The 17,188-nt window shown below is 47.3% G+C and carries 22 protein-coding genes and 2 tRNA genes; 6 read left to right on the forward strand and 18 right to left on the reverse strand.

The genetic code is table 11. The features are described from left to right. The first annotated feature begins 691 nt into the window (after positions 1–691). Positions 692–1,183 carry a zinc ribbon domain-containing protein gene (locus M1L66_RS21140; protein ID WP_434688027.1) on the forward strand — a complete coding sequence of 164 codons (492 nt, stop codon included), beginning with the start codon at positions 692–694 and terminating at the stop codon, positions 1,181–1,183. Positions 1,184–1,196: 13 nt separating this feature from the next. Further along, positions 1,197–2,072: a hypothetical protein gene (locus M1L66_RS21145; protein ID WP_434688029.1), complete on the forward strand. Its 876-nt coding sequence runs from the start codon at positions 1,197–1,199 to the stop codon at positions 2,070–2,072. Between the two features lie 146 nt (positions 2,073–2,218). Here M1L66_RS21145 and M1L66_RS21150 read toward each other — a convergent pair whose 3' ends face one another. The 3 genes from M1L66_RS21150 to M1L66_RS21160 all read right to left on the reverse strand — a co-directional run bounded on the left by M1L66_RS21150 (position 2,219) and on the right by M1L66_RS21160 (position 4,418). Further along, positions 2,219–3,313 carry an RNA-guided endonuclease TnpB family protein gene (locus M1L66_RS21150; protein ID WP_434688031.1) on the reverse strand — a complete coding sequence of 365 codons (1,095 nt, stop codon included), beginning with the start codon at positions 3,311–3,313 and terminating at the stop codon, positions 2,219–2,221. Positions 3,314–3,327: 14 nt separating this feature from the next. Continuing rightward, a complete protein-coding gene (tnpA, locus tag M1L66_RS21155) occupies positions 3,328–3,756 on the reverse strand; it encodes an IS200/IS605 family transposase (protein WP_187018650.1) in 429 nt (142 codons plus the stop codon). A gap of 314 nt (positions 3,757–4,070) precedes the next feature. Beyond that, positions 4,071–4,418, reverse strand: coding sequence for a hypothetical protein (locus tag M1L66_RS21160; RefSeq protein WP_434688033.1), 348 nt, complete (start codon positions 4,416–4,418; stop codon positions 4,071–4,073). Positions 4,419–4,566: 148 nt separating this feature from the next. On the opposite strand from M1L66_RS21160, the gene M1L66_RS21165 reads away from it, so the two are divergent. Then, positions 4,567–4,839: a helix-turn-helix domain-containing protein gene (locus M1L66_RS21165; RefSeq protein WP_002603284.1), complete on the forward strand. Its 273-nt coding sequence runs from the start codon at positions 4,567–4,569 to the stop codon at positions 4,837–4,839. Between the two features lie 55 nt (positions 4,840–4,894). On the opposite strand, the gene M1L66_RS21170 is transcribed toward M1L66_RS21165, so the two are convergent. The 13 genes from M1L66_RS21170 to M1L66_RS21230 all read right to left on the reverse strand — a co-directional run bounded on the left by M1L66_RS21170 (position 4,895) and on the right by M1L66_RS21230 (position 15,236). Beyond that, on the reverse strand, positions 4,895–5,857 hold the full coding sequence (locus tag M1L66_RS21170; RefSeq protein WP_187018983.1) for an L-lactate dehydrogenase: 963 nt from the start codon (positions 5,855–5,857) through the stop codon (positions 4,895–4,897). Positions 5,858–5,925: 68 nt separating this feature from the next. Beyond that, entirely contained in the window at positions 5,926–6,993 is a 1,068-nt protein-coding gene (locus M1L66_RS21175) for a type IV pilus twitching motility protein PilT (RefSeq protein ID WP_002603282.1), read from the reverse strand. A gap of 48 nt (positions 6,994–7,041) precedes the next feature. Then, the gene (locus M1L66_RS21180; RefSeq protein ID WP_434688038.1) at positions 7,042–7,521 is read right to left on the reverse strand and encodes a short-chain dehydrogenase; all 480 of its coding nucleotides are present in this window, start codon (positions 7,519–7,521) and stop codon (positions 7,042–7,044) included. A 13-nt stretch (positions 7,522–7,534) separates the two neighbouring features. After that, on the reverse strand, positions 7,535–8,038 hold the full coding sequence (locus tag M1L66_RS21185; protein WP_187018979.1) for a hypothetical protein: 504 nt from the start codon (positions 8,036–8,038) through the stop codon (positions 7,535–7,537). A 4-nt stretch (positions 8,039–8,042) separates the two neighbouring features. After that, positions 8,043–8,522: a DUF4860 domain-containing protein gene (locus M1L66_RS21190; RefSeq protein ID WP_187018978.1), complete on the reverse strand. Its 480-nt coding sequence runs from the start codon at positions 8,520–8,522 to the stop codon at positions 8,043–8,045. An 18-nt stretch (positions 8,523–8,540) separates the two neighbouring features. Then, complete coding sequence (locus M1L66_RS21195; RefSeq protein WP_187018976.1) at positions 8,541–8,861, reverse strand: hypothetical protein; 321 nt, start codon at positions 8,859–8,861, stop codon at positions 8,541–8,543. A gap of 11 nt (positions 8,862–8,872) precedes the next feature. Beyond that, on the reverse strand, positions 8,873–9,925 hold the full coding sequence (locus tag M1L66_RS21200) for a type II secretion system F family protein (protein WP_270816349.1): 1,053 nt from the start codon (positions 9,923–9,925) through the stop codon (positions 8,873–8,875). Positions 9,926–9,954: 29 nt separating this feature from the next. Next, positions 9,955–10,965, reverse strand: coding sequence for a transglutaminase-like domain-containing protein (locus tag M1L66_RS21205; RefSeq protein ID WP_243270150.1), 1,011 nt, complete (start codon positions 10,963–10,965; stop codon positions 9,955–9,957). 50 nt (positions 10,966–11,015) lie between these two features. Then, a complete protein-coding gene (gene rlmB / locus M1L66_RS21210; RefSeq protein WP_055660440.1) occupies positions 11,016–11,753 on the reverse strand; it encodes a 23S rRNA (guanosine(2251)-2'-O)-methyltransferase RlmB in 738 nt (245 codons plus the stop codon). Further along, positions 11,750–12,202 (reverse strand): Mini-ribonuclease 3, encoded by a 453-nt coding sequence (locus M1L66_RS21215; RefSeq protein ID WP_002603274.1) that lies wholly within the window; start codon positions 12,200–12,202, stop codon positions 11,750–11,752. Before M1L66_RS21215 ends, rlmB begins: the two co-directional genes overlap by 4 nt. Then, positions 12,187–13,590 carry a cysteine--tRNA ligase gene (gene cysS, locus M1L66_RS21220; RefSeq protein ID WP_187018971.1) on the reverse strand — a complete coding sequence of 468 codons (1,404 nt, stop codon included), beginning with the start codon at positions 13,588–13,590 and terminating at the stop codon, positions 12,187–12,189. The genes M1L66_RS21215 and cysS overlap by 16 nt, the downstream gene beginning before the upstream one ends. 17 nt (positions 13,591–13,607) lie before the next feature. Next, on the reverse strand, positions 13,608–14,153 hold the full coding sequence (ispF, locus tag M1L66_RS21225; protein ID WP_002603272.1) for a 2-C-methyl-D-erythritol 2,4-cyclodiphosphate synthase: 546 nt from the start codon (positions 14,151–14,153) through the stop codon (positions 13,608–13,610). A 156-nt stretch (positions 14,154–14,309) separates the two neighbouring features. Then, complete coding sequence (locus M1L66_RS21230; RefSeq protein WP_187018969.1) at positions 14,310–15,236, reverse strand: diacylglycerol/lipid kinase family protein; 927 nt, start codon at positions 15,234–15,236, stop codon at positions 14,310–14,312. A 167-nt stretch (positions 15,237–15,403) separates the two neighbouring features. Here M1L66_RS21230 and M1L66_RS21235 point away from each other — a divergent pair. The 3 genes from M1L66_RS21235 to M1L66_RS21245 all read left to right on the forward strand — a co-directional run bounded on the left by M1L66_RS21235 (position 15,404) and on the right by M1L66_RS21245 (position 16,320). After that, a tRNA-Val gene (locus M1L66_RS21235) sits at positions 15,404–15,476 on the forward strand. Positions 15,477–15,515: 39 nt separating this feature from the next. After that, positions 15,516–15,589: transfer RNA gene (locus M1L66_RS21240), tRNA-Met, on the forward strand. A 347-nt stretch (positions 15,590–15,936) separates the two neighbouring features. After that, positions 15,937–16,320, forward strand: coding sequence for an NUDIX hydrolase (locus M1L66_RS21245; protein ID WP_187018967.1), 384 nt, complete (start codon positions 15,937–15,939; stop codon positions 16,318–16,320). Positions 16,321–16,592: 272 nt separating this feature from the next. On the opposite strand, the gene M1L66_RS21250 is transcribed toward M1L66_RS21245, so the two are convergent. Both M1L66_RS21250 and M1L66_RS21255 read right to left on the reverse strand, forming a co-directional pair. Continuing rightward, positions 16,593–16,841 (reverse strand): hypothetical protein, encoded by a 249-nt coding sequence (locus tag M1L66_RS21250; RefSeq protein ID WP_434688045.1) that lies wholly within the window; start codon positions 16,839–16,841, stop codon positions 16,593–16,595. A 48-nt stretch (positions 16,842–16,889) separates the two neighbouring features. Continuing rightward, a complete protein-coding gene (locus M1L66_RS21255; RefSeq protein WP_187018963.1) occupies positions 16,890–17,066 on the reverse strand; it encodes a hypothetical protein in 177 nt (58 codons plus the stop codon). Between the last annotated feature and the right edge of the window lie 122 nt (positions 17,067–17,188).

A 17,188-nucleotide genomic window follows, 5' to 3' on the forward strand; every position in this document is an offset into this window, starting at 1 on the left:
TAAGGCGGCCTGTGCAGACCGCCTCTATCATTTTTATCCATATGCTTCTATTATTCTCTTACTATTTTTTATACTCTTCGTACCCTTCATAGCCACATTCATTTTCTTTACGTCCACATTTTTTACAGCCATCATGGAAGCCGCTCCAGTAAAATTCTCTTAATACTTTTTCGAACCATTCACAGTTTTTGCCCTGATCCTGCTCGTGTTCATGCTCGCATTCACATTCATATTCGCGCCTGGGCTCATATTCACACTCCGGTTTGCACTCATGTCTGGGCTTGTACTCGCACTCGCGTTTTGGTTCGCATTCCCGTCTGCATTCACATTCATGTCTGCATTTGCATTCACGCTTAGGCTCACATTTTTCATAACATTTGCATCTACATCTGCATTTATAATTTTCACAACTCATAATTATTTATCTCCTTTAATATTGCACTACACAATATTATATGGGACAAGTAAGAATAGTGTGAATCGATGGATTTATGCACAGCGCAGCCACCGCAGCTGATCATGCGCCATCATGTAACTGCATCACCGCCTCCCCCTTTTCCCAGTATATTCCAGCCGTATCACACCAAAAACGTTGTATAGTTATTATAAATAAATATTCTGTACATTCCGTACACAAGAATTAAAACAGCCACTGGCGTTTTAATAAAAAAAACAAAAGGGGGGATTTTTTATGACTTGTCCACATTGTAATACCGCCATCTCCGACGGCAGCGTCTTCTGTTCTGCCTGTGGAAAACGTCTCGAACCAGCGGAGGAGCAGGTGCTGCCTGGGGATTCCGTTGTTTGTCCGGGCTGCAGCTCCGTCAATTCCAGCGGCGCCAACTTCTGTGCCAACTGCCGCGCACCGCTGTCCGAAACCGCTCTGGAACAGGTAAAGGCCAAGAATGACTTGCAGCTGCAGCAGGCTCAGGTAAAGATACAGGCTATGGCCCTGCAGGTTCAGCAGGAACAGTTAAAAATACAGCAGCAGCAATACGATTCCATGGCGAAATGCCCCAGATGCGGCTCCACTTCGCTGTCAGGCAATAAGAAGGGCTTCGGCATCGGGAAAGCGGTTGTGGGCGCTGCGCTTGTAGGTCCGCTGGGTTTGGTAGCCGGTAATCTGGGCGCCAAAAAAGTTCAGGTCACCTGTTTAAACTGCGGCAAAAAATTTAAAATGTAGGGAGTTAATGAAAATGTTTTGCCGAAAATGCGGGACAGAATTTGATGGAAAATTCTGTCCAAACTGTGGGGAACCGACGGAAACAATACCGGAAACGCCGGCTCACCAGACAAGTATTAACGGAGTACCGGTAAAGGAACCATTCTATTCCAAAATTTGGTTTATTATGCTGATGCTGCTGTTCTGCTGTTTCCCAATCGGTCTCTTTCTGATGTGGAAATACAAAAAATTCAATAAACCGGCCAGAGTCATTATTACTCTTTTCTATGTAATCGTTTTTATTTTCGGACTCTCCAATACCGGCTCGCAGACTTCACCCCCCGTACTGCCGGCCGCGGAAATATCCATGAGTGAACCAGCCGGTACAGAAGAAAAGAACACAGGCCCTGCAGAGAACGGAGAAACCTCCGAACAGGCGAAAACCAGGTATAAAGCCAGCACCTACAAAGTAGGAAGCGACATTCCTGCAGGGGAATACGTCGTGTACTGCGACTCCTTCATGGGATACATAGAGACCGCAAAGGACAGCAGCGGAACCCTTGACTCCATCATTGCCAACGATAATATTTCCACCAATTCCATCGTCACCATCTCCGATGGACAGTATTTTAAGATGACCGGGTGCTATGCCGTTCCGATCGAAGAGGCAGGCAGTCCGGATACCAGCAGCGACGGTATGTTTAAGGTCGGCGTACACATTCCGGCAGGAGAGTATAAAATTGAGGTAGATGAGGATTCCGTTATCGGTTTTGGCTATGTCGAGATATCCAAGGACAGTTACCACGTACTCGACTCGATTATCTCAAATGATAATTTTGAAGGTTCGAAATATATCACCGTGAGCGACGGGCAGTACTTAAAGCTCACCGGATGCAGAATTGTTCCATAACGTCTCCATGTGAACATACTCATGTATAAATACACGAGCTTCCTGTTTCAGCGCCAATTGCCCTTCTATTAACAGGTCTTATGCCAGCTCCACAGGCGTTGATTATTCTGTTCGGACCGTCCCGGCCCTACAGTCTATGATTACTTCTATGCTGCCTTTAGATATATCTCATACCCTCTGTTTCTGATATTAATCGCAGCATTTAAATCTCTGTCCATGCTCATTCCACAGTTACACTCATAACGGCGGACCGATAACGGCATCATCTTGACCGCACCGCAACGGCTACAGGTCTTCGAGGATGCATACCACTTTTCGATGCGGATCAGACGCTTTCCTCTCTCCTCCAGTTTGTACTTTAGCATCGTAAGAAATGATCCATACCCGTTATCCATGGTCGCTTTTCCGTTCCCGAACCCTCTGTTTGCCAGCGCCCTCAAGCTTAAGTCTTCCACACACACTAAATCGTACCGATTGGCTATCTCAGTTGATTTTTTGTGCAGATAATCTTTTCTCTGATTGGCTGCCTTTTTTGCAATACGGGCAATTTTCTTCTGCTGTTTCCGGTAATTTACTGACTGCAGCTGCTTCGCTTTCAGCTTCCTCTGGTTCTTTCTATAATAATGAGGCATGCCACAGCACCTGCCATCTGAGTCCATATACAATCCGTCCGATTTATAGTCCAGTCCAATCACCTGCTCTGGATTAACTGCCTGCGACATAATCGCAGCCTCATACTCGTAAAGGACTGACACATAATAACTGCCGTCACTTTCCCTTGATACCGTGGCCTGTTTCAGACGCCAGTCTTCCGGTGCCCTTCTGTGCACAACTGCCCCCACCTTCCCAAGCTTTGGCAGCTTGATCTCACCAGCCAGTACGGCAATATTTCCATTCGTATAGTTCGTAGTGTAGGACATACGGCTGTGATGCCTGCTCTTGAATCTGGGATAACCACCCTGTCTCCTGAAAAATCTCTGGTACGCCGAATCCAGCGCATAGATGGCATTCGTCAGGGCAAATTTATCCACTTGTTTTAGCCATGGCTGCTCCTGTTTGAGAATTCGGTTGCAGTCGTTATTGCAGGCAGTCTTATTCCTGTATGCCTTGCCCTGCTGATAGTTCTCCGACTGCAGGGCAAGATAATGATTATAAACAAACCGGCAGCTTCCAAATGTATCCGTCAAAAGCTGTTCCTGCTCTGCAGTCGGATAGACACGATACTTATAAGCCCTGTTCATCCTCTTTCCCCCTGTTACCGTTCTTTTTGGGAATCAATATAGTGTTTCACCTGTTCATGGCTTCTGTCACTGACAGTCACTGCGCAGTAAGATGGATTCCAGAGATGGCCTCCCCACAACTGTTTCTTTAATTCCGGATGGTCTAAGAACAGCCTTCTGGCCAGGTTTCCCTTCATGATTTTGACCATGTCTGATATCATGAACTGTGGGCGGCAGTCCAGGAGCAGATGAATGTGATCCGGCATAACCTCCATCGCCAGGATCTGAAAAGAATACTGGTCCGCCAGTTCTGTCAGCATATCCTTACATTGAATATCGATTCCATCTGTTAATACCTTCTTCCGATATTTGGTACACCAGATAAGATGGTACTGTAAAGAATATACATATCCGCGACCATATGTTAATTTTGTTTTCTCTGATATTTCATATACTTTTTCCATAAATCAATTATACCATATGTGCATGAATTGTGCAATAAAGTTTCGAATGTATGTTCTGTTTTTGTATAGAAAAATGTCTGACTATTTCAAGTACTATTTAAGATGATTTACTATGTTACAGTCAGGAAACTGACAATGGATTTTTTTAGAGCCGTGCCGACAGACACATATATTTACATGCTGCAAAAGTGAATCCGGAACAAACCCTGCCGGTTAACTCACGATTTAAATCACGAGAATGCACCGGTAAAATTTTCAAAGGAAGAGTGCCGGAAACAGACCATTTCCGGCACTCTTCCTTTCTTCATCAGCGATCATTTTATCAACACAATACCGGCATTTTCTTCCCTGCTGCCATCCTCACCCTCATAAATCATGATTACGCTGCATTTCCCTTTCTCCACATCGCTTTTCTTTCCGTAAAGCATTAGAATCACCCGGTTGGAAGGAACATCGTAATTCAGTTTCCTGTGCAGTCTTAAGATATTTTCTCCTGATATGTAAAGCGCTGGCCCGACAGTGTGGCTGACTGCCAGAATCGTCGTCTCCCTGCTGCCGGGAGAGCTGAAACTGTACTGGGCTAATATCTCATAATGTGGTATCATTCTGTATAGTGTCACCATCAGAATAACCGCGACTGCAAAACAGGAACATCTCTTCATTCGGTTCTTCCTTTCTTCTATGCATTTTATTATACCTGTATTTTAATACATCTACATAAATATATCTACTATAATATATCTATTTAAATACATCTTATTTTCTTAGATTTATTTACATATAATATCACTATACGGAAGGAGGCATTTTATGGGGCATATTAATATCAAGCTGGCTGATTTAATCTTCGAAAAAGGCAAAAGCAAAAACAAAGTCTGTTATCACTGTGAAGTCCAGCGGACTCAGCTGAACAATTACTGCAACAACAAGGTCTCCCGCGTCGACCTGGCCCTGATGGCAAGAGTCTGCGAGTATCTGGACTGTGATATCAGTGCAATTCTGGAGTATGTGAGCGATGAGGAAGATTTAAACGCCGAAGAGACCAAAGCATCCGAGGCCGCGGAAGAAAAGAAAAAGGACTAGCCGCTCAAACGGACGGCTGGTCCTTCTATTTCTTTTTCCGTTGTACCTTTGTCTATTATTTTTCCAGTTCATCGAAGCTGGCCCGGAGCGTGTCACAGGACTCGCCCAGACGCTTTTTTTCCTCTTCATTCAAATCCAGCGGAAGCACGCGGAAAATGCCGTTCTTGTTGATAATACAGGGAACGCCGGCATATACGTCGTTCTGCCCATACTCTCCACGCAGCATGGCGGATACGGTCAGCACACTGTTTTCATCTCCCAGAATCGCTCTCGTGATCCTGGACAGCGCCATACCGATTCCATAGTATGTGGCGCTCTTCGCCTCAATAATCTGGTATGCAGCCCCGCGCACCTCCTCCTCGATCCGTTTTAATTCTTCCCCGCAGATGACCTCCATCCCGCCTTCTCCCTGTTCATCACAAAGGGAAAGGATGGGCTTCGTGGCGATCATCGCCTGACTCCACGGAACAAATTCGCTGTCTCCGTGCTCTCCCATCACGTAGGCGTGGACATTACGCGGATCCACGGAAAGGGATTCTCCCAAAAGGTAACGCAGCCTGGCGGTATCCAGGGCAGTTCCGCTGCCCAGCACTCTCCGCGGATTGAAGCCGGAAAGCGAATACGTGATCCGGGTCATGATATCCACCGGATTTGTCGCCACTAAGAATATTCCGTTGAATCCCGACTCCGTAATCGGGTCTACAATCGATTTAAATACCGCTGCATTCCGTTTTAACAGGTTTAGCCTGCTCTCCCCCGGCTTCTGTGCCACACCGGCGCAGATGACGGCGATATCCGCGTCTGACGTATCCTTATATTCCCCAGCGTAAATCTTCATGTTGGACGCAGAAAAGGCAAGTCCATGGTTTAAATCCATCGCCTCGCCTTCTGCCCTTTTTCTGTTGATGTCAATCAGAACCAGTTCATTACAGATATTCTGATTCAGCATGGAATATGCATAGCTCATACCCACCATACCGGTGCCGATGAGCGCCACTTTTCTCTTATCCGTTCTCATAATCAGTTCACTCTCCTGTCTTGTCTTACGGATAGTATAACTGGTTATGGGAAAAATATGCTTTATCCTTAACCCTGACGTTCGATTTTTTTCGCCATCAGCTCACCATTGCTGCTGTAGATCACGGCGCTTTCTTTTGTAATCATCCCCTTCTTATAGAGGTTTAAAAGGCTGGTGTCCATGGATACCATTCCTTCCGACTGTCCTGTGGCAATCACGCTGTCGATCTGGTGCGTCTTGGACTCGCGGATCATGTTCCGGATTGCATTGTTGAAAAACATAATCTCAAAGGCCGGATAAACGCCGCCATCCACCGTGGGAATCAGCTGCTGGGACACAACCGCCTGCATGACCATGGATATCTGCATCCGGATCTGCTGCTGCTGATTCGGCGGAAAATTATCGATGATACGGTCTATGGTATTGGCCGCCCCGACCGTATGAAGCGTAGAAATGACGAGATGGCCCGTCTCCGCCGCCGTCATGGCAATCTGGATCGTCTCATAATCACGCATCTCACCTACCAGAATGACATCCGGCGCCTGACGAAGGGCTGCCCGGAGTCCGGAGACATAACTGTCCGTGTCCGTCACGATCTCTCTCTGGGTTACCACGCTCTTCTTATGACGGTGCAGATACTCGATCGGGTCCTCCAGCGTAATGACGTGGGCGTTTCTCGTATGATTGATCTTGTCAATGATACACGCCAGCGTCGTGCTCTTACCGCTGCCGGCCGGTCCCGTGACCAGGACGAAGCCCTTGGTCAGCTGGGCGATATCGATGATATTCTGTGGTATGTGAAGCGTCTCATAATCGGGCAGATCAAACGTAACCACCCGGATAACTGCGGCTAACGATCCCCTCTGCCGGAACACACTGGAGCGGAATCTCGACACACCGGGAAGGGCGAAGGAGAAATCGTCGTCTCCATGCTCTCTCACCTTCTCCATACTGCGGTTCCCCGCCAGTTCATAAAGTTCTGTGATCAGCGTCTCCATCTGAGCCGGAAACAGCTTCTCCTCATTCTGGCAGACAATTCTGCTGCCCAGCTTATAAGAGAACGGCATGCCGGGTACCAAAAAGATATCCGACGCATTCTGTTCCACAGCCGAACTCAACAAATCAATTACCTTCATACCTGCAAATCTCCCTGTCTTTCTTTCCCGCCGGAATCCGCAAACGGACTATTTCTGTTCTGTATCAGCCGTTCCGCCCCATACCGGCATGGAGTCATCTATTTCGTAATCTTCCGTCTGTATCACGTTCCATTTCGCCACACGCACCGAGCCTTCCCCGTCCAAATCCGGTTCCAGCTCAATATGAAGTGCCTGCGCACGCTCCATGGCCACTTCCGTCACCGCCGCGCCGCCTCTGTAGTATTCTCCCAGTGCCTTCTCAAGCAGCGCAAGGCGCTCCTCATGCCCTGAGGCATTGGTACAGGCCGCCTTCACTTCCCCTGCCACCATGCGGTAGAATGCCTCGCCTTCCGTATCGGCCCTGTAATACTCCGTAACTGCGTCCGCGTTTCTGTTTGCAAGGCTTAAATCACTCTTTGCGGAGGTCAGGGACAGCATACCGAACGTGACGAGACACATGACGATAAAAATCAGTATCAGAAAAGAACTTCCAATATTCGCCTTAAATCCGCTCTCCTGTTTAGCCATCTGTTTCCTCCTGTCACCCCTGCTCTCTCTCGTGGCGGCTTACAGAGAGCGTGTAGACGCTGTTTTTCTCACGGCTGACGGTTATCTCCGCCGAACTCTCCGCTTCGTCCGCCGAAAGCACTGCTGTGTAAATCTTTCCACTCGCACTTCCGTCTCCGCCGCCCTCCGGAATGTTTTCCGCAAGGTTTCCATTTTTATCAAATTCCATCACATACCGGTTCCCGGAGGCTTCATCATCATCTGTTTTGAATGCGTCATCGCCGTCTGCTCCAGAGGCGTCGTCCTGTGAAGAGACACTGGCGCCAAAACGCTGTTTCAGTCCCTCCGGTCCCTCCAGCTTCCATACCTCGGCCACGCTCTGGGCAATCAGTACCGACTGGTTCAAATCTGCGGCGTCCCGGCTCATCCGGTCCCCTTTCACGAAGACCATGATGCAGACGCTGGAGCAGAGAATGAAGAAGAAGACCACCATGATCATCTCCATCATAAATATACCCGAATGCTGTTTCCTGCTCATCCTTTCATCCTCCGCTTCTTAAAGACAGCCAGATCCGGCCGCCTCCATCGCCACTGGTTGAGACGGAAAGCAATTCCCCCTCCATGGACATGGCCACTTCGTCGCACTCCAGAATCTCATAGCCGTCATTTACGCCCAGACCGCTCTCCGTATCGGTGAACAGCTCCCAAAGCTTTCCATCTCTATAGTATATATAAGTCACGTATTCAGAACCGTTTATCTCCTGCTTCAACTGTAGGACTGTGATACCCTCCATCTCGGTCAGTCCCACCATTCCGTCCTCGTCGCCCTGCCTTACCTTGTTGGCAATATAGCTCAGAGCCACATCGCCGCGGTAGGTCGACTCCGTCCTGGCATTGATATTCTCGTAGACCTTCCCTCCGATCAAAACCGCAAACAGCGCACAGAGCACAAATACGAGGAACAGAAGCATGGTAAACAATGTATTCACCAGCTGTCCCTTATGATCATTTCTGCGGCCCATCCGCGCACCTCCCAGCTATTATTCATGAAGATTGACCGTAATATCCGGCATGAAGTTGGACGCGAATCCGCTGTAAAACACATCATACTTATTCCGGTCAATCAAAATCCCGTAATTTTCCTCCAGATAATCCACACTGGGCGGATATCTGCCTTCAATGGCGTAGCACTGCACGGAAGCTCTCCGTATGGCATCCCGCAGCGTATCCGCACCTCTCGCATCGGCCTTCTTTGAAAAGGACATGATTCCCGTTACAAAAAGCGCCAGCACGCACAGAAATACCAGTACGGACAGGACGTAGCCATAAATTTCCTTCCCTGTCTGTTTCCATCTTTTCATCGGCTCACCTCTTATCCAATGGCTGAAAGCACACCGACTAACGGCAGCATGACAGAGAGAAGAATCAGACCGACAGCCACAGCGAGAACGGCTACCATCGTCGGTTCAAGCCGGTTCACCATGTTGTCCAGCGCCGTATCTGCTTCCTCTTCGCAGCTTCTGGATATCTCCTCCATCACCTCATCCAGGCGGCCGCTTCTGACGCCCACCTTGATCATCTGAACATGGAATCCGCCAAACAGACCGGTGTTCTTCATAGCGCTGTAATAATCGGTTCCTGTCTCCAGTTCCTCTCCGCAGGCCTTGATCTTTTCCTCTACCGCAGGATTTTCCACCAGCTCAGCCGCCAGCTCCATGCCCTTTTCCAGCTCCAGACCGCTGTGTAGCGTCAGAGCCAGCACAGAAGTAAATCTGCGGTTCGCCACCGCCAGCGCGATCCGGCTCTTTCTCTTAAAACGGTCCATCATGTGCTGAGCCGCCTGTATCTTTTTGCCGCCTCTTCCCATGAGCCAGATAACGAAAGCCGCCGCGGCCAGAAGAATCCCCGCAATAAGAGCCACTCCGCTGAATATGCCGCCCAGTCTCGTCGCCGCCATAGATACAGGGCTGAGACGCGCTCCCAGCTGCTCATAAACACTTTCAAAAATAGGCATTACCTTCGTAAACAAGACGAACAGGACAACCAAAAGCATAAAAATCATGATGACCGGATACGTCACCGCGTTTTTGATACTTTTCATCAGAGTGTATTCTTTTTCATAGTACTCTGAAAGAGACGCCATCATCTGATCCAGGGTTCCTGTTTCCTCGCCCAGCTTCGCCATCCGGATCACATAAGACGGATAACTTCCTACCTGCTCCAGAACGACAGAAAACGGGCTTCCCAGCTCCACTTCCTCAGACATATGTAACAGAATCTTTTTCTCCTCTTCATCTGCCGCATCCTCCGCCATAACAGACAATCCCTCGTCAAGAGGGATTGCCGCGCGAAGCAGAAGAGATATCTGAAGACAGAAAGCCGAAAGCTCCCGGGCGGAATAATGTTTTTTCAATTCCTTCGCCATGTATCGCTTCTCCTTTATGATATGAAATTTTAATAAGAGTATTTTGCTTTATAATTCGAGCTGTTCTTGATATACTCTTCAATCGCCGGATCTCCCTTGCCGGAGGAGGCGAATGTCGGATCCATCAGTTTCCAGTCATGGCCGTCAAAGTAGATGATATTGTCCACCCAGCCCTGGCCCTCGATATAAACATTAATCCATGCGTGATACAGACTGCCCGTATATCCCACCACCAGCTTGGTCGGAATATTCTGGGAACGCAGCATCGCCGTCATAACCGCAGCGTAATCAAAACAGATTCCCTTTTTCTGAGACAGGATAGAATCGCAGTTCGGAAGATATCCGGACTGAACGGAGTTGGCTTTTGCCGTATCATATGTAATGTTGGTGACCACATAATTGTAAACGGACGAGACAACCTCCAGCGCATCCGCAGAAGACGCGGCCACCTCTGCGCCCTTCTTTACTACGCTGCTGTCCGCAGTGAAATTCACATACTGATTTGGATATAAGAACGGTGCAAACTGGTCTGCAAGAGATACGGACAGATCCTGGCTGAACTTCACCGCATACTGGTTGCCCTGTACCTGTTCCAACACTCTCACCGTATAGCTGCCGTTGCCTTCCGACATCGGGAACACCTCATAGGCAGATCTGGCATTTAAATCATACGTATACGTCTCTCCGCCGCTTTTGATCACCTGAACCTTGATCTTGGAAGAGCCTCCCGTATACTGCACCATCACATAGCCCTGGGACAGATTGGACGCATCCAGTGTCACAGAGTTATTGCTGTAAGTCGTCGTACCGGAAGCCTGCGGCGTTCTCACGTTGCTCCCTGCCGGCTTTGAATACAGCGGAACCGCTTCCTCTTCGACAGTCACGACAGCCAGGCTCTCCGGTTCTTCAGCCAGCGCAGCCGTACTCTCTGCGGCAATCGTCTGCGATTCAGCCACAGATGCCTTCTGGCTCTGGCAACCGCTCACCGACACCATAAGCGCGGTGCAGGCGGTCAGAACCACAATTCTATTCTTCTTCATCTTTCTTCATCTCCATCTCACATAGAAACAGGCCCTGGTGCCGGGCGGCACTAGCCCAGACGCTGTCTGACGATCTCGTAAGCGAGCACACCCGCGGCCACGGAAGCATTCAGCGAGTCGATATCGCCCTTCATGGGGATCGATGCAACCATGTCGCATTTTTCCCTGACGAGTCTTCCCACACCGTCTCCTTCGCCGCCGATCACCAGACCGACAGGCCCTTTTAAATTCAGCCGGTACATCAGTTCGCCGTTCATATCCGCACAGACGAACCAAAGTCCCTTTTCCTTCAACTCTTCAATCGTGGCCGCCAGGTTTGTCACCTTCGCCACCGGTGTATAGTTGAGGGCTCCCGCTGAGGTCTTTGCCACTACCGCAGTAAGGCCGGAAGCGCGGCGTTTTGGAATAATCACTCCATGGGCCCCCGCTAAGTTAGCCGTACGGATGATCGCGCCCAGATTATGGGGATCCTCAATCCCATCCAGCAGGAAAATAAACGGTGGTTCCCCTTTTTCCTCAGCCGCCTTCAAAATGTCTTCTACTTCAGCATATTCATAAGCCGCAGCATGTGCGATCACTCCCTGGTGATGGCCTTCCTCCGACATCTGATTCAAACGTTCCCTGGAAACGAAATTCACGATCGTATCCTGTTTTTTCGCCTCTCTGATAATGGACTGGATAGGACCGTCCTTTACGCCATCCTGCACATAAAGCTTATCAATGGTCTTTCCCGCACGGAATGCCTCCAGCACGGCGTTTCTTCCTTCTATTGTAAATTCTTCCGTCATTCCAGTTCTCCTATTTTCTCAAATCCGTGGCTGATCAGTGTGACCAGCCGCTCCAGACGGCCCGTCAGGTAGAGGTAACCGCAAAGCGCCTCAAAGCCCGTAGCCGTTCTGTAGTCCACCACGGTCGCATGCTTCGCCGTCGTCACCGACTTAGCATTGCGTCCACGTTTGTAGACCGCCGTCTCTTCTTCGGTAAGCTCTTCCAAAATGAGCCGTATCATCTCTGCCTGAGTACCTGCATTGACCAGCGACGCACTCTTCTTATGCATCTTGTTCACCTGAATGCTTCCATGATTGATCACCATGGTGCGGACAATCAGTTCATAAACGGCATCTCCGATATAGGCCAGCGCCAGCGGAGAATACGTCCTCGGATCCATCTCCTTCAGCCTCAGCGCCTCATTGCAAAAGGTCTGGAAACCGACCTCTTCTCTTACGCCCTCTTCCATTTTACACCTTCTCTGGTGTCTTCCAGAACGATTCCCCTTAAAAGAAGCTGTCCGCGAATCTCATCGGCCAGCGCGAAATTCTTATCCTTTCTCGCCTGCTGTCTCGCCGCAATCATCTCTTCGATCTCAGAATCCAGTATCTCTTCCTTTTTCTCGGTGACGATGCCCAGCACGTCGCACAGCTTTTCGATGGTCTCTTTCAAATATACTACATAAGCCCTGGAACTGTCTGGCCCTGCTGTGGAATTGCTCAGCTTGACGAGTTCAAAGACAGCAGAAATACCATCTGCGGTGTTAAAATCGTCATCCATGGCTGCCTCATACTTTGCAACCAGCTCGTCAACAGCTTCCCTGCTCTCGCCTTCTTTAAACGAATCGCCTGCCGCGCTGCTCTCCAGATCCTTAAGCTTTTGAACCGCAGTCAGAATTCGCTCTAATCCATTCTTGGAAGATTCCATCAGCTCCGCACTGAAATTCAGCGGGCTTCTGTAGTGAGCGCTCAGCATAAAGAAACGAAGCACCGATAAATCATACTTCTCGCTGATCTCCCTGACAGTAAAGAAATTGCCCAGGGATTTCGACATCTTCCTGTTATCAATATTTAAAAATGCATTGTGCATCCAGTATTTTGCAAACTCTTTGCCGTTAGCCGACTCACTCTGAGCAATCTCATTCTCATGATGCGGAAAGACAAGGTCCTCTCCGCCCGCATGGATATCGATCTGGTCGCCCAAATACTTCTTGGACATGACAGAACACTCGATATGCCAGCCAGGACGTCCCTCGCACCATGGGGACTCCCAGTAAGGTTCCCCTTCTTTTTTGGGCTTCCAGAGAACAAAATCCGTCGGATCCTCTTTGCCTTCCTCTCCCGTCACCTTGATCTCACGGAAGCCGGACTGCAGATCCTCGATATTCTTATGGGACAGCTTTCCATAGCCGTCAAATGATTTTGTACGGAAATAAACGGTTCCGTCGGCTGCCACGTAAGCATGGCCGCTCTCGATCAGACTGCCGATCATATCCAGCATCCCGCAGATTTCCTCTGTAGCGAGCGGATTCTTCGTGGCCGGCTTCACATTCAGTCCTTCCATGTCCTTCTTGCATTCTTCGATATAACGCTTGGAAATGGTATCAGCATCCACGCCCTCTTCAATGGCCTTCTTTATGATCTTATCGTCCACATCGGTAAAGTTGGAAACAAAATTCACCTCGTAGCCCTTGTATTCAAAATACCGTCTGACCGTATCAAACACGATCATCGGCCTCGCATTTCCTATATGAATGAAGTTGTATACCGTCGGTCCGCAGACATACATCTTGACCTTTCCCGGTTCCAGCGGCACAAATTCTTCCTTCTGCCTCGTCAATGTATTAAAAATTTTCATAGTTCCCTCCTGTTTGATTATTTCCCGCAGCAGCCACCACTACAGCCCTGACAGCCGCTGTCCATGATTTTATCATCATAACAGTAATCCCCCACTGTCGTCAATAAGGTAATTGCCTGTGCTGAAATTCCTTCCCCGCTGCCCGTAAAGCCCAGACCTTCCTCGGTCGTTGCCTTTACGCTGACGCGGTCTGCCGGTATTCCAAGGGCGGCAGCGATATTCTCCGCCATCTGCGGTCTGTAATCCTTAAGTTTGGGCCTCTGAGCAATGATTGTCGCATCGATGTTCTCGATCACGTACCCCTTCTCTTCAAGAAGCGTTCCGACGCGCTTTAAGAGTTCCACGCTGGATATTCCCTTATAAGCCGGATCCGTATCCGGAAAATGTTCCCCGATATCCCCCAGCGCCGCCGCGCCGAGCAGGGCGTCCATCACCGCGTGAACTAACACGTCCGCGTCAGAATGGCCTAAAAGTCCTTTTTCATAGGGGACCTTTACTCCTCCGAGAATCAAATCTCTTCCGTCCGTCAATTTGTGTACATCGTATCCCTGTCCGATTCTCATATGATATCTTAATATCCTTTCTGAAATCTGTATATTTATTTTAATTTACATTCTAAGTCCAGAATACAAAAAACAGAATAACATAGCAGCTGTGCTGCCATTTTATCCGGTTGCCAGGATTAAAATTAAATTCTGACTGTATTTCTAAATAAAATATTAAACAATCATGCGGACCGCCTTTTTGATACAGCGCAGCTGTATGTCGTTCTGACAGAAACAGCTCTCTCCATCCACATGAACCGCCATCGGCTTATCCACATGAACCATGGCCTCCCCGCATGTATAAAACCGGGTTCCCTTATTATGGGACTGCCTTCCAAACATGGAGTTTAAAAGCACCGGTATTAGTTTTCTCTTTTTTCTGTTATTCATTACACAAATGGAAAGTTTTCCATCGTCATAGCTGGCATCCGGCGCAAATTTAAAACCGCCGCCTTCATACGGATGAATATGTGCGGAAATAAAATAGGCATGATTAAACTCCACCTTCTGAACTCCATCCAACAGCAAATAGCCCTTAGCAGGCTTTGCAAGCAAGAGCTGTTTGACACCGATCAAAAGATAGGTCAGCTTTCCTATATGAAGCTTATTTAAAATTCCCTTTGTCCTGGAATAAAGAATGTTATGACAAACCGCCGCATCCATGCCAATACCTGCGCTGACCATAAATCTTCTGCAGGAAATCTCATCTCCTCCATATGTAAGCACTCCGTAATCCAACTGCTTATGGTACTTTGGAGACAGAATCTTCTTTAGACAGCGTCCCGGTTTTCTCGGCAATTTCAAGCTTCTAGCTAAATCATTGCCTGAACCGGCAGGAATATAACCTAAGGTAACGGGGCTGCAGAAAGAAAGACCATCCAGAATCTCGTTGACAGTGCCATCCCCGCCGACTGCAACGATTACGTGCGGTTCCCTGCACCCTTCTGTCAGCTTTCTGGCAAAAACCTTCGCATCTCCCGGCTTCTCAGTTATATACGCCTGATACTGGGCGTTCTCACGCTCCAGAATCCTTTCCAGTTTTTTCCATACGTTCTTCCCCCGCCCGCATCGCGCGTTTGGGTTTATGATAAAATAGTACATGGAATCCCTCCACCATTTGCTAATCTTAAGTATATCATAAATCATATAAAATGAATAATAAAATTTTCTTAAAAATATTTCCAAAAAAGTGTTGACAATTTACACAATTCATATTATACTAGCAAAGCAGTCGGGAACACAGAAACAAAAAGTTCTGAGACAAGCATGGGATCTTAGCTCAGCTGGGAGAGCATCTGCCTTACAAGCAGAGGGTCACAGGTTCGAGCCCTGTAGGTCCCACTGATAAATAAACTACTTATTTATCAAACAATTTCATATGGCGGAATAGCTCAGTTGGCTAGAGCACACGGTTCATACCCGTGGTGTCGAGAGTTCAAATCTCCCTTCCGCTACTCTTTCGAGCCCTGAAAGCCTTGATTTTATTAGGTTTTTAGGGCTTTTGTTTTAAAATGTTTTGATAACTTTTGATTTGGACTAACAACTCAAAGGCCCCTATCGGAGTAAGTGTTAACTTTGAATATGCTGATGATGTACATTATAATTTAAGCTATTCTGATTGGATACGGTTTCTTGAGAATTATTTATATATCGATTCGGAAGAACATAATATATCAATGCATAACTTCTTTTCAATATCAGACTGCTTTAACTTTGAAGATTCACTTAAAGAATGTGATATATCATATGACAAAATAGCATTTTGGGAGTCAGATAAAATATTATGTAACGAGGTTAAAGGATGTATCCTAATGTAACAGGTGCATTTGCAATAATCACTGTAAATGGTATGTTCTTAATAGGATATAATTCATGGAGAGGTCAATGGGAGTTTCCAGCCGGAGGAATTGAAGAAAAAGAAACAGCAAGGCAAGCTGCAGTTAGAGAGCTATTTGAAGAAACACATCAAACAGTGGATAAATTAGTATTTAAAGGGCTGTTTAAAGTAAAAACAGCAAAAAAGGATATAATATACCAAGCTGCGTATTATGGAAAATTAGATGCTCTCAGGCCGTTCGTAAGCGGAGCAAATGACGAAATGGCAGAGATAATGTTATGGGACGGGCTGGAGGATATAGGCTATGTTGAAAGGGTGGTTTTTCTATGCCCGTTCCTGGGACTTTAAATAAAATGCTACTTACGATTATCAAAAATAAAGATAAGCTACAGATAGTTCACAGCCTTCTTTTTTACCGGTTTTGACTCTTCCGGAAACTTCAGGCTGTGAATCTTCGGTCAGACGCTCATGGCTGTCTATTCCCATAATCCTTTCCAGCAGATAGCATCTCTCTCCGGTCTCCTTGCGTTTAAACAGTGTTATCGGAACGAGACTTTACCCAGTGATGTAACTAGTTTCTTTTGGCCTGTTTTTACAATCTCACAGTCTTCCAGGGTCTCTCAGATGATATCCAGCCCAAGCAAAATCACCTCGTCACGGATTCCATAGATAAATGCTGCCATATCCTTTGGATTCTTCATAAAGCCTTCGATTTGTGTCGTTTGGTTTCGTCGCCAATATAATAACACAAAACTGGTGTTTTTTACGCTAGCTATCACGATATTTGGACGGACCGCAAAAAGATACACCTCTGCAGAACTATTGAAAGAAAAGCGAATACCATAGGCTACTCTCTTATTTTCGATCATTTTAACCCTATATATTTGTATACTGCGAGAGAAACTGATTCAAGATGCTTATAACGGCCTGTTGATCTGGATTTTCCCATCGGCCCTTAAAGCTTCCATTATAGAGAATACCTTATCATGCGGTATATACAGTTCATTTGAAATTTGATATGTTGTTGGCGTATACCCGTGTTTTTTCGTAAACTCCTCTGTAAATAACAAAACTCTGTCTCTATTATTATTCATAGCAAAATACCTCGTATATCCATAATATACGAAAAGTATTCACAGAAATAGTTCTTTTATTCAAAAACTGTTACAGATACAGATATGAATATTCGGTTAGACGCCCGAGTTCTTTCGTGCGA

Source organism: Hungatella sp. SB206 (assembly GCF_051132295.1).
Lineage (GTDB): Bacteria > Bacillota > Clostridia > Lachnospirales > Lachnospiraceae > Hungatella > Hungatella effluvii.

Excerpts from the sequence above, each read along its gene's own strand:
- M1L66_RS21140 (WP_434688027.1), top strand. The coding sequence starts at position 692 with ATGACTTGTCCACATTGTAATACCGCCATCTCCGACGGCAGCGTCTTC.
- M1L66_RS21145 (WP_434688029.1), top strand. The coding sequence starts at position 1,197 with ATGTTTTGCCGAAAATGCGGGACAGAATTTGATGGAAAATTCTGTCCA.
- M1L66_RS21150 (WP_434688031.1), bottom strand. The coding sequence starts at position 3,313 with ATGAACAGGGCTTATAAGTATCGTGTCTATCCGACTGCAGAGCAGGAA.
- tnpA (WP_187018650.1), bottom strand. The coding sequence starts at position 3,756 with ATGGAAAAAGTATATGAAATATCAGAGAAAACAAAATTAACATATGGT.
- M1L66_RS21160 (WP_434688033.1), bottom strand. The coding sequence starts at position 4,418 with ATGAAGAGATGTTCCTGTTTTGCAGTCGCGGTTATTCTGATGGTGACA.
- M1L66_RS21165 (WP_002603284.1), top strand. The coding sequence starts at position 4,567 with ATGGGGCATATTAATATCAAGCTGGCTGATTTAATCTTCGAAAAAGGC.
- M1L66_RS21170 (WP_187018983.1), bottom strand. The coding sequence starts at position 5,857 with ATGAGAACGGATAAGAGAAAAGTGGCGCTCATCGGCACCGGTATGGTG.
- M1L66_RS21175 (WP_002603282.1), bottom strand. The coding sequence starts at position 6,993 with ATGAAGGTAATTGATTTGTTGAGTTCGGCTGTGGAACAGAATGCGTCG.
- M1L66_RS21180 (WP_434688038.1), bottom strand. The coding sequence starts at position 7,521 with ATGGCTAAACAGGAGAGCGGATTTAAGGCGAATATTGGAAGTTCTTTT.
- M1L66_RS21185 (WP_187018979.1), bottom strand. The coding sequence starts at position 8,038 with ATGAGCAGGAAACAGCATTCGGGTATATTTATGATGGAGATGATCATG.
- M1L66_RS21190 (WP_187018978.1), bottom strand. The coding sequence starts at position 8,522 with ATGGGCCGCAGAAATGATCATAAGGGACAGCTGGTGAATACATTGTTT.
- M1L66_RS21195 (WP_187018976.1), bottom strand. The coding sequence starts at position 8,861 with ATGAAAAGATGGAAACAGACAGGGAAGGAAATTTATGGCTACGTCCTG.
- M1L66_RS21200 (WP_270816349.1), bottom strand. The coding sequence starts at position 9,925 with ATGGCGAAGGAATTGAAAAAACATTATTCCGCCCGGGAGCTTTCGGCT.
- M1L66_RS21205 (WP_243270150.1), bottom strand. The coding sequence starts at position 10,965 with ATGAAGAAGAATAGAATTGTGGTTCTGACCGCCTGCACCGCGCTTATG.
- rlmB (WP_055660440.1), bottom strand. The coding sequence starts at position 11,753 with ATGACGGAAGAATTTACAATAGAAGGAAGAAACGCCGTGCTGGAGGCA.
- M1L66_RS21215 (WP_002603274.1), bottom strand. The coding sequence starts at position 12,202 with ATGGAAGAGGGCGTAAGAGAAGAGGTCGGTTTCCAGACCTTTTGCAAT.
- cysS (WP_187018971.1), bottom strand. The coding sequence starts at position 13,590 with ATGAAAATTTTTAATACATTGACGAGGCAGAAGGAAGAATTTGTGCCG.
- ispF (WP_002603272.1), bottom strand. The coding sequence starts at position 14,153 with ATGAGAATCGGACAGGGATACGATGTACACAAATTGACGGACGGAAGA.
- M1L66_RS21230 (WP_187018969.1), bottom strand. The coding sequence starts at position 15,236 with ATGTACTATTTTATCATAAACCCAAACGCGCGATGCGGGCGGGGGAAG.
- M1L66_RS21245 (WP_187018967.1), top strand. The coding sequence starts at position 15,937 with ATGTATCCTAATGTAACAGGTGCATTTGCAATAATCACTGTAAATGGT.
- M1L66_RS21250 (WP_434688045.1), bottom strand. The coding sequence starts at position 16,841 with ATGATCGAAAATAAGAGAGTAGCCTATGGTATTCGCTTTTCTTTCAAT.
- M1L66_RS21255 (WP_187018963.1), bottom strand. The coding sequence starts at position 17,066 with ATGAATAATAATAGAGACAGAGTTTTGTTATTTACAGAGGAGTTTACG.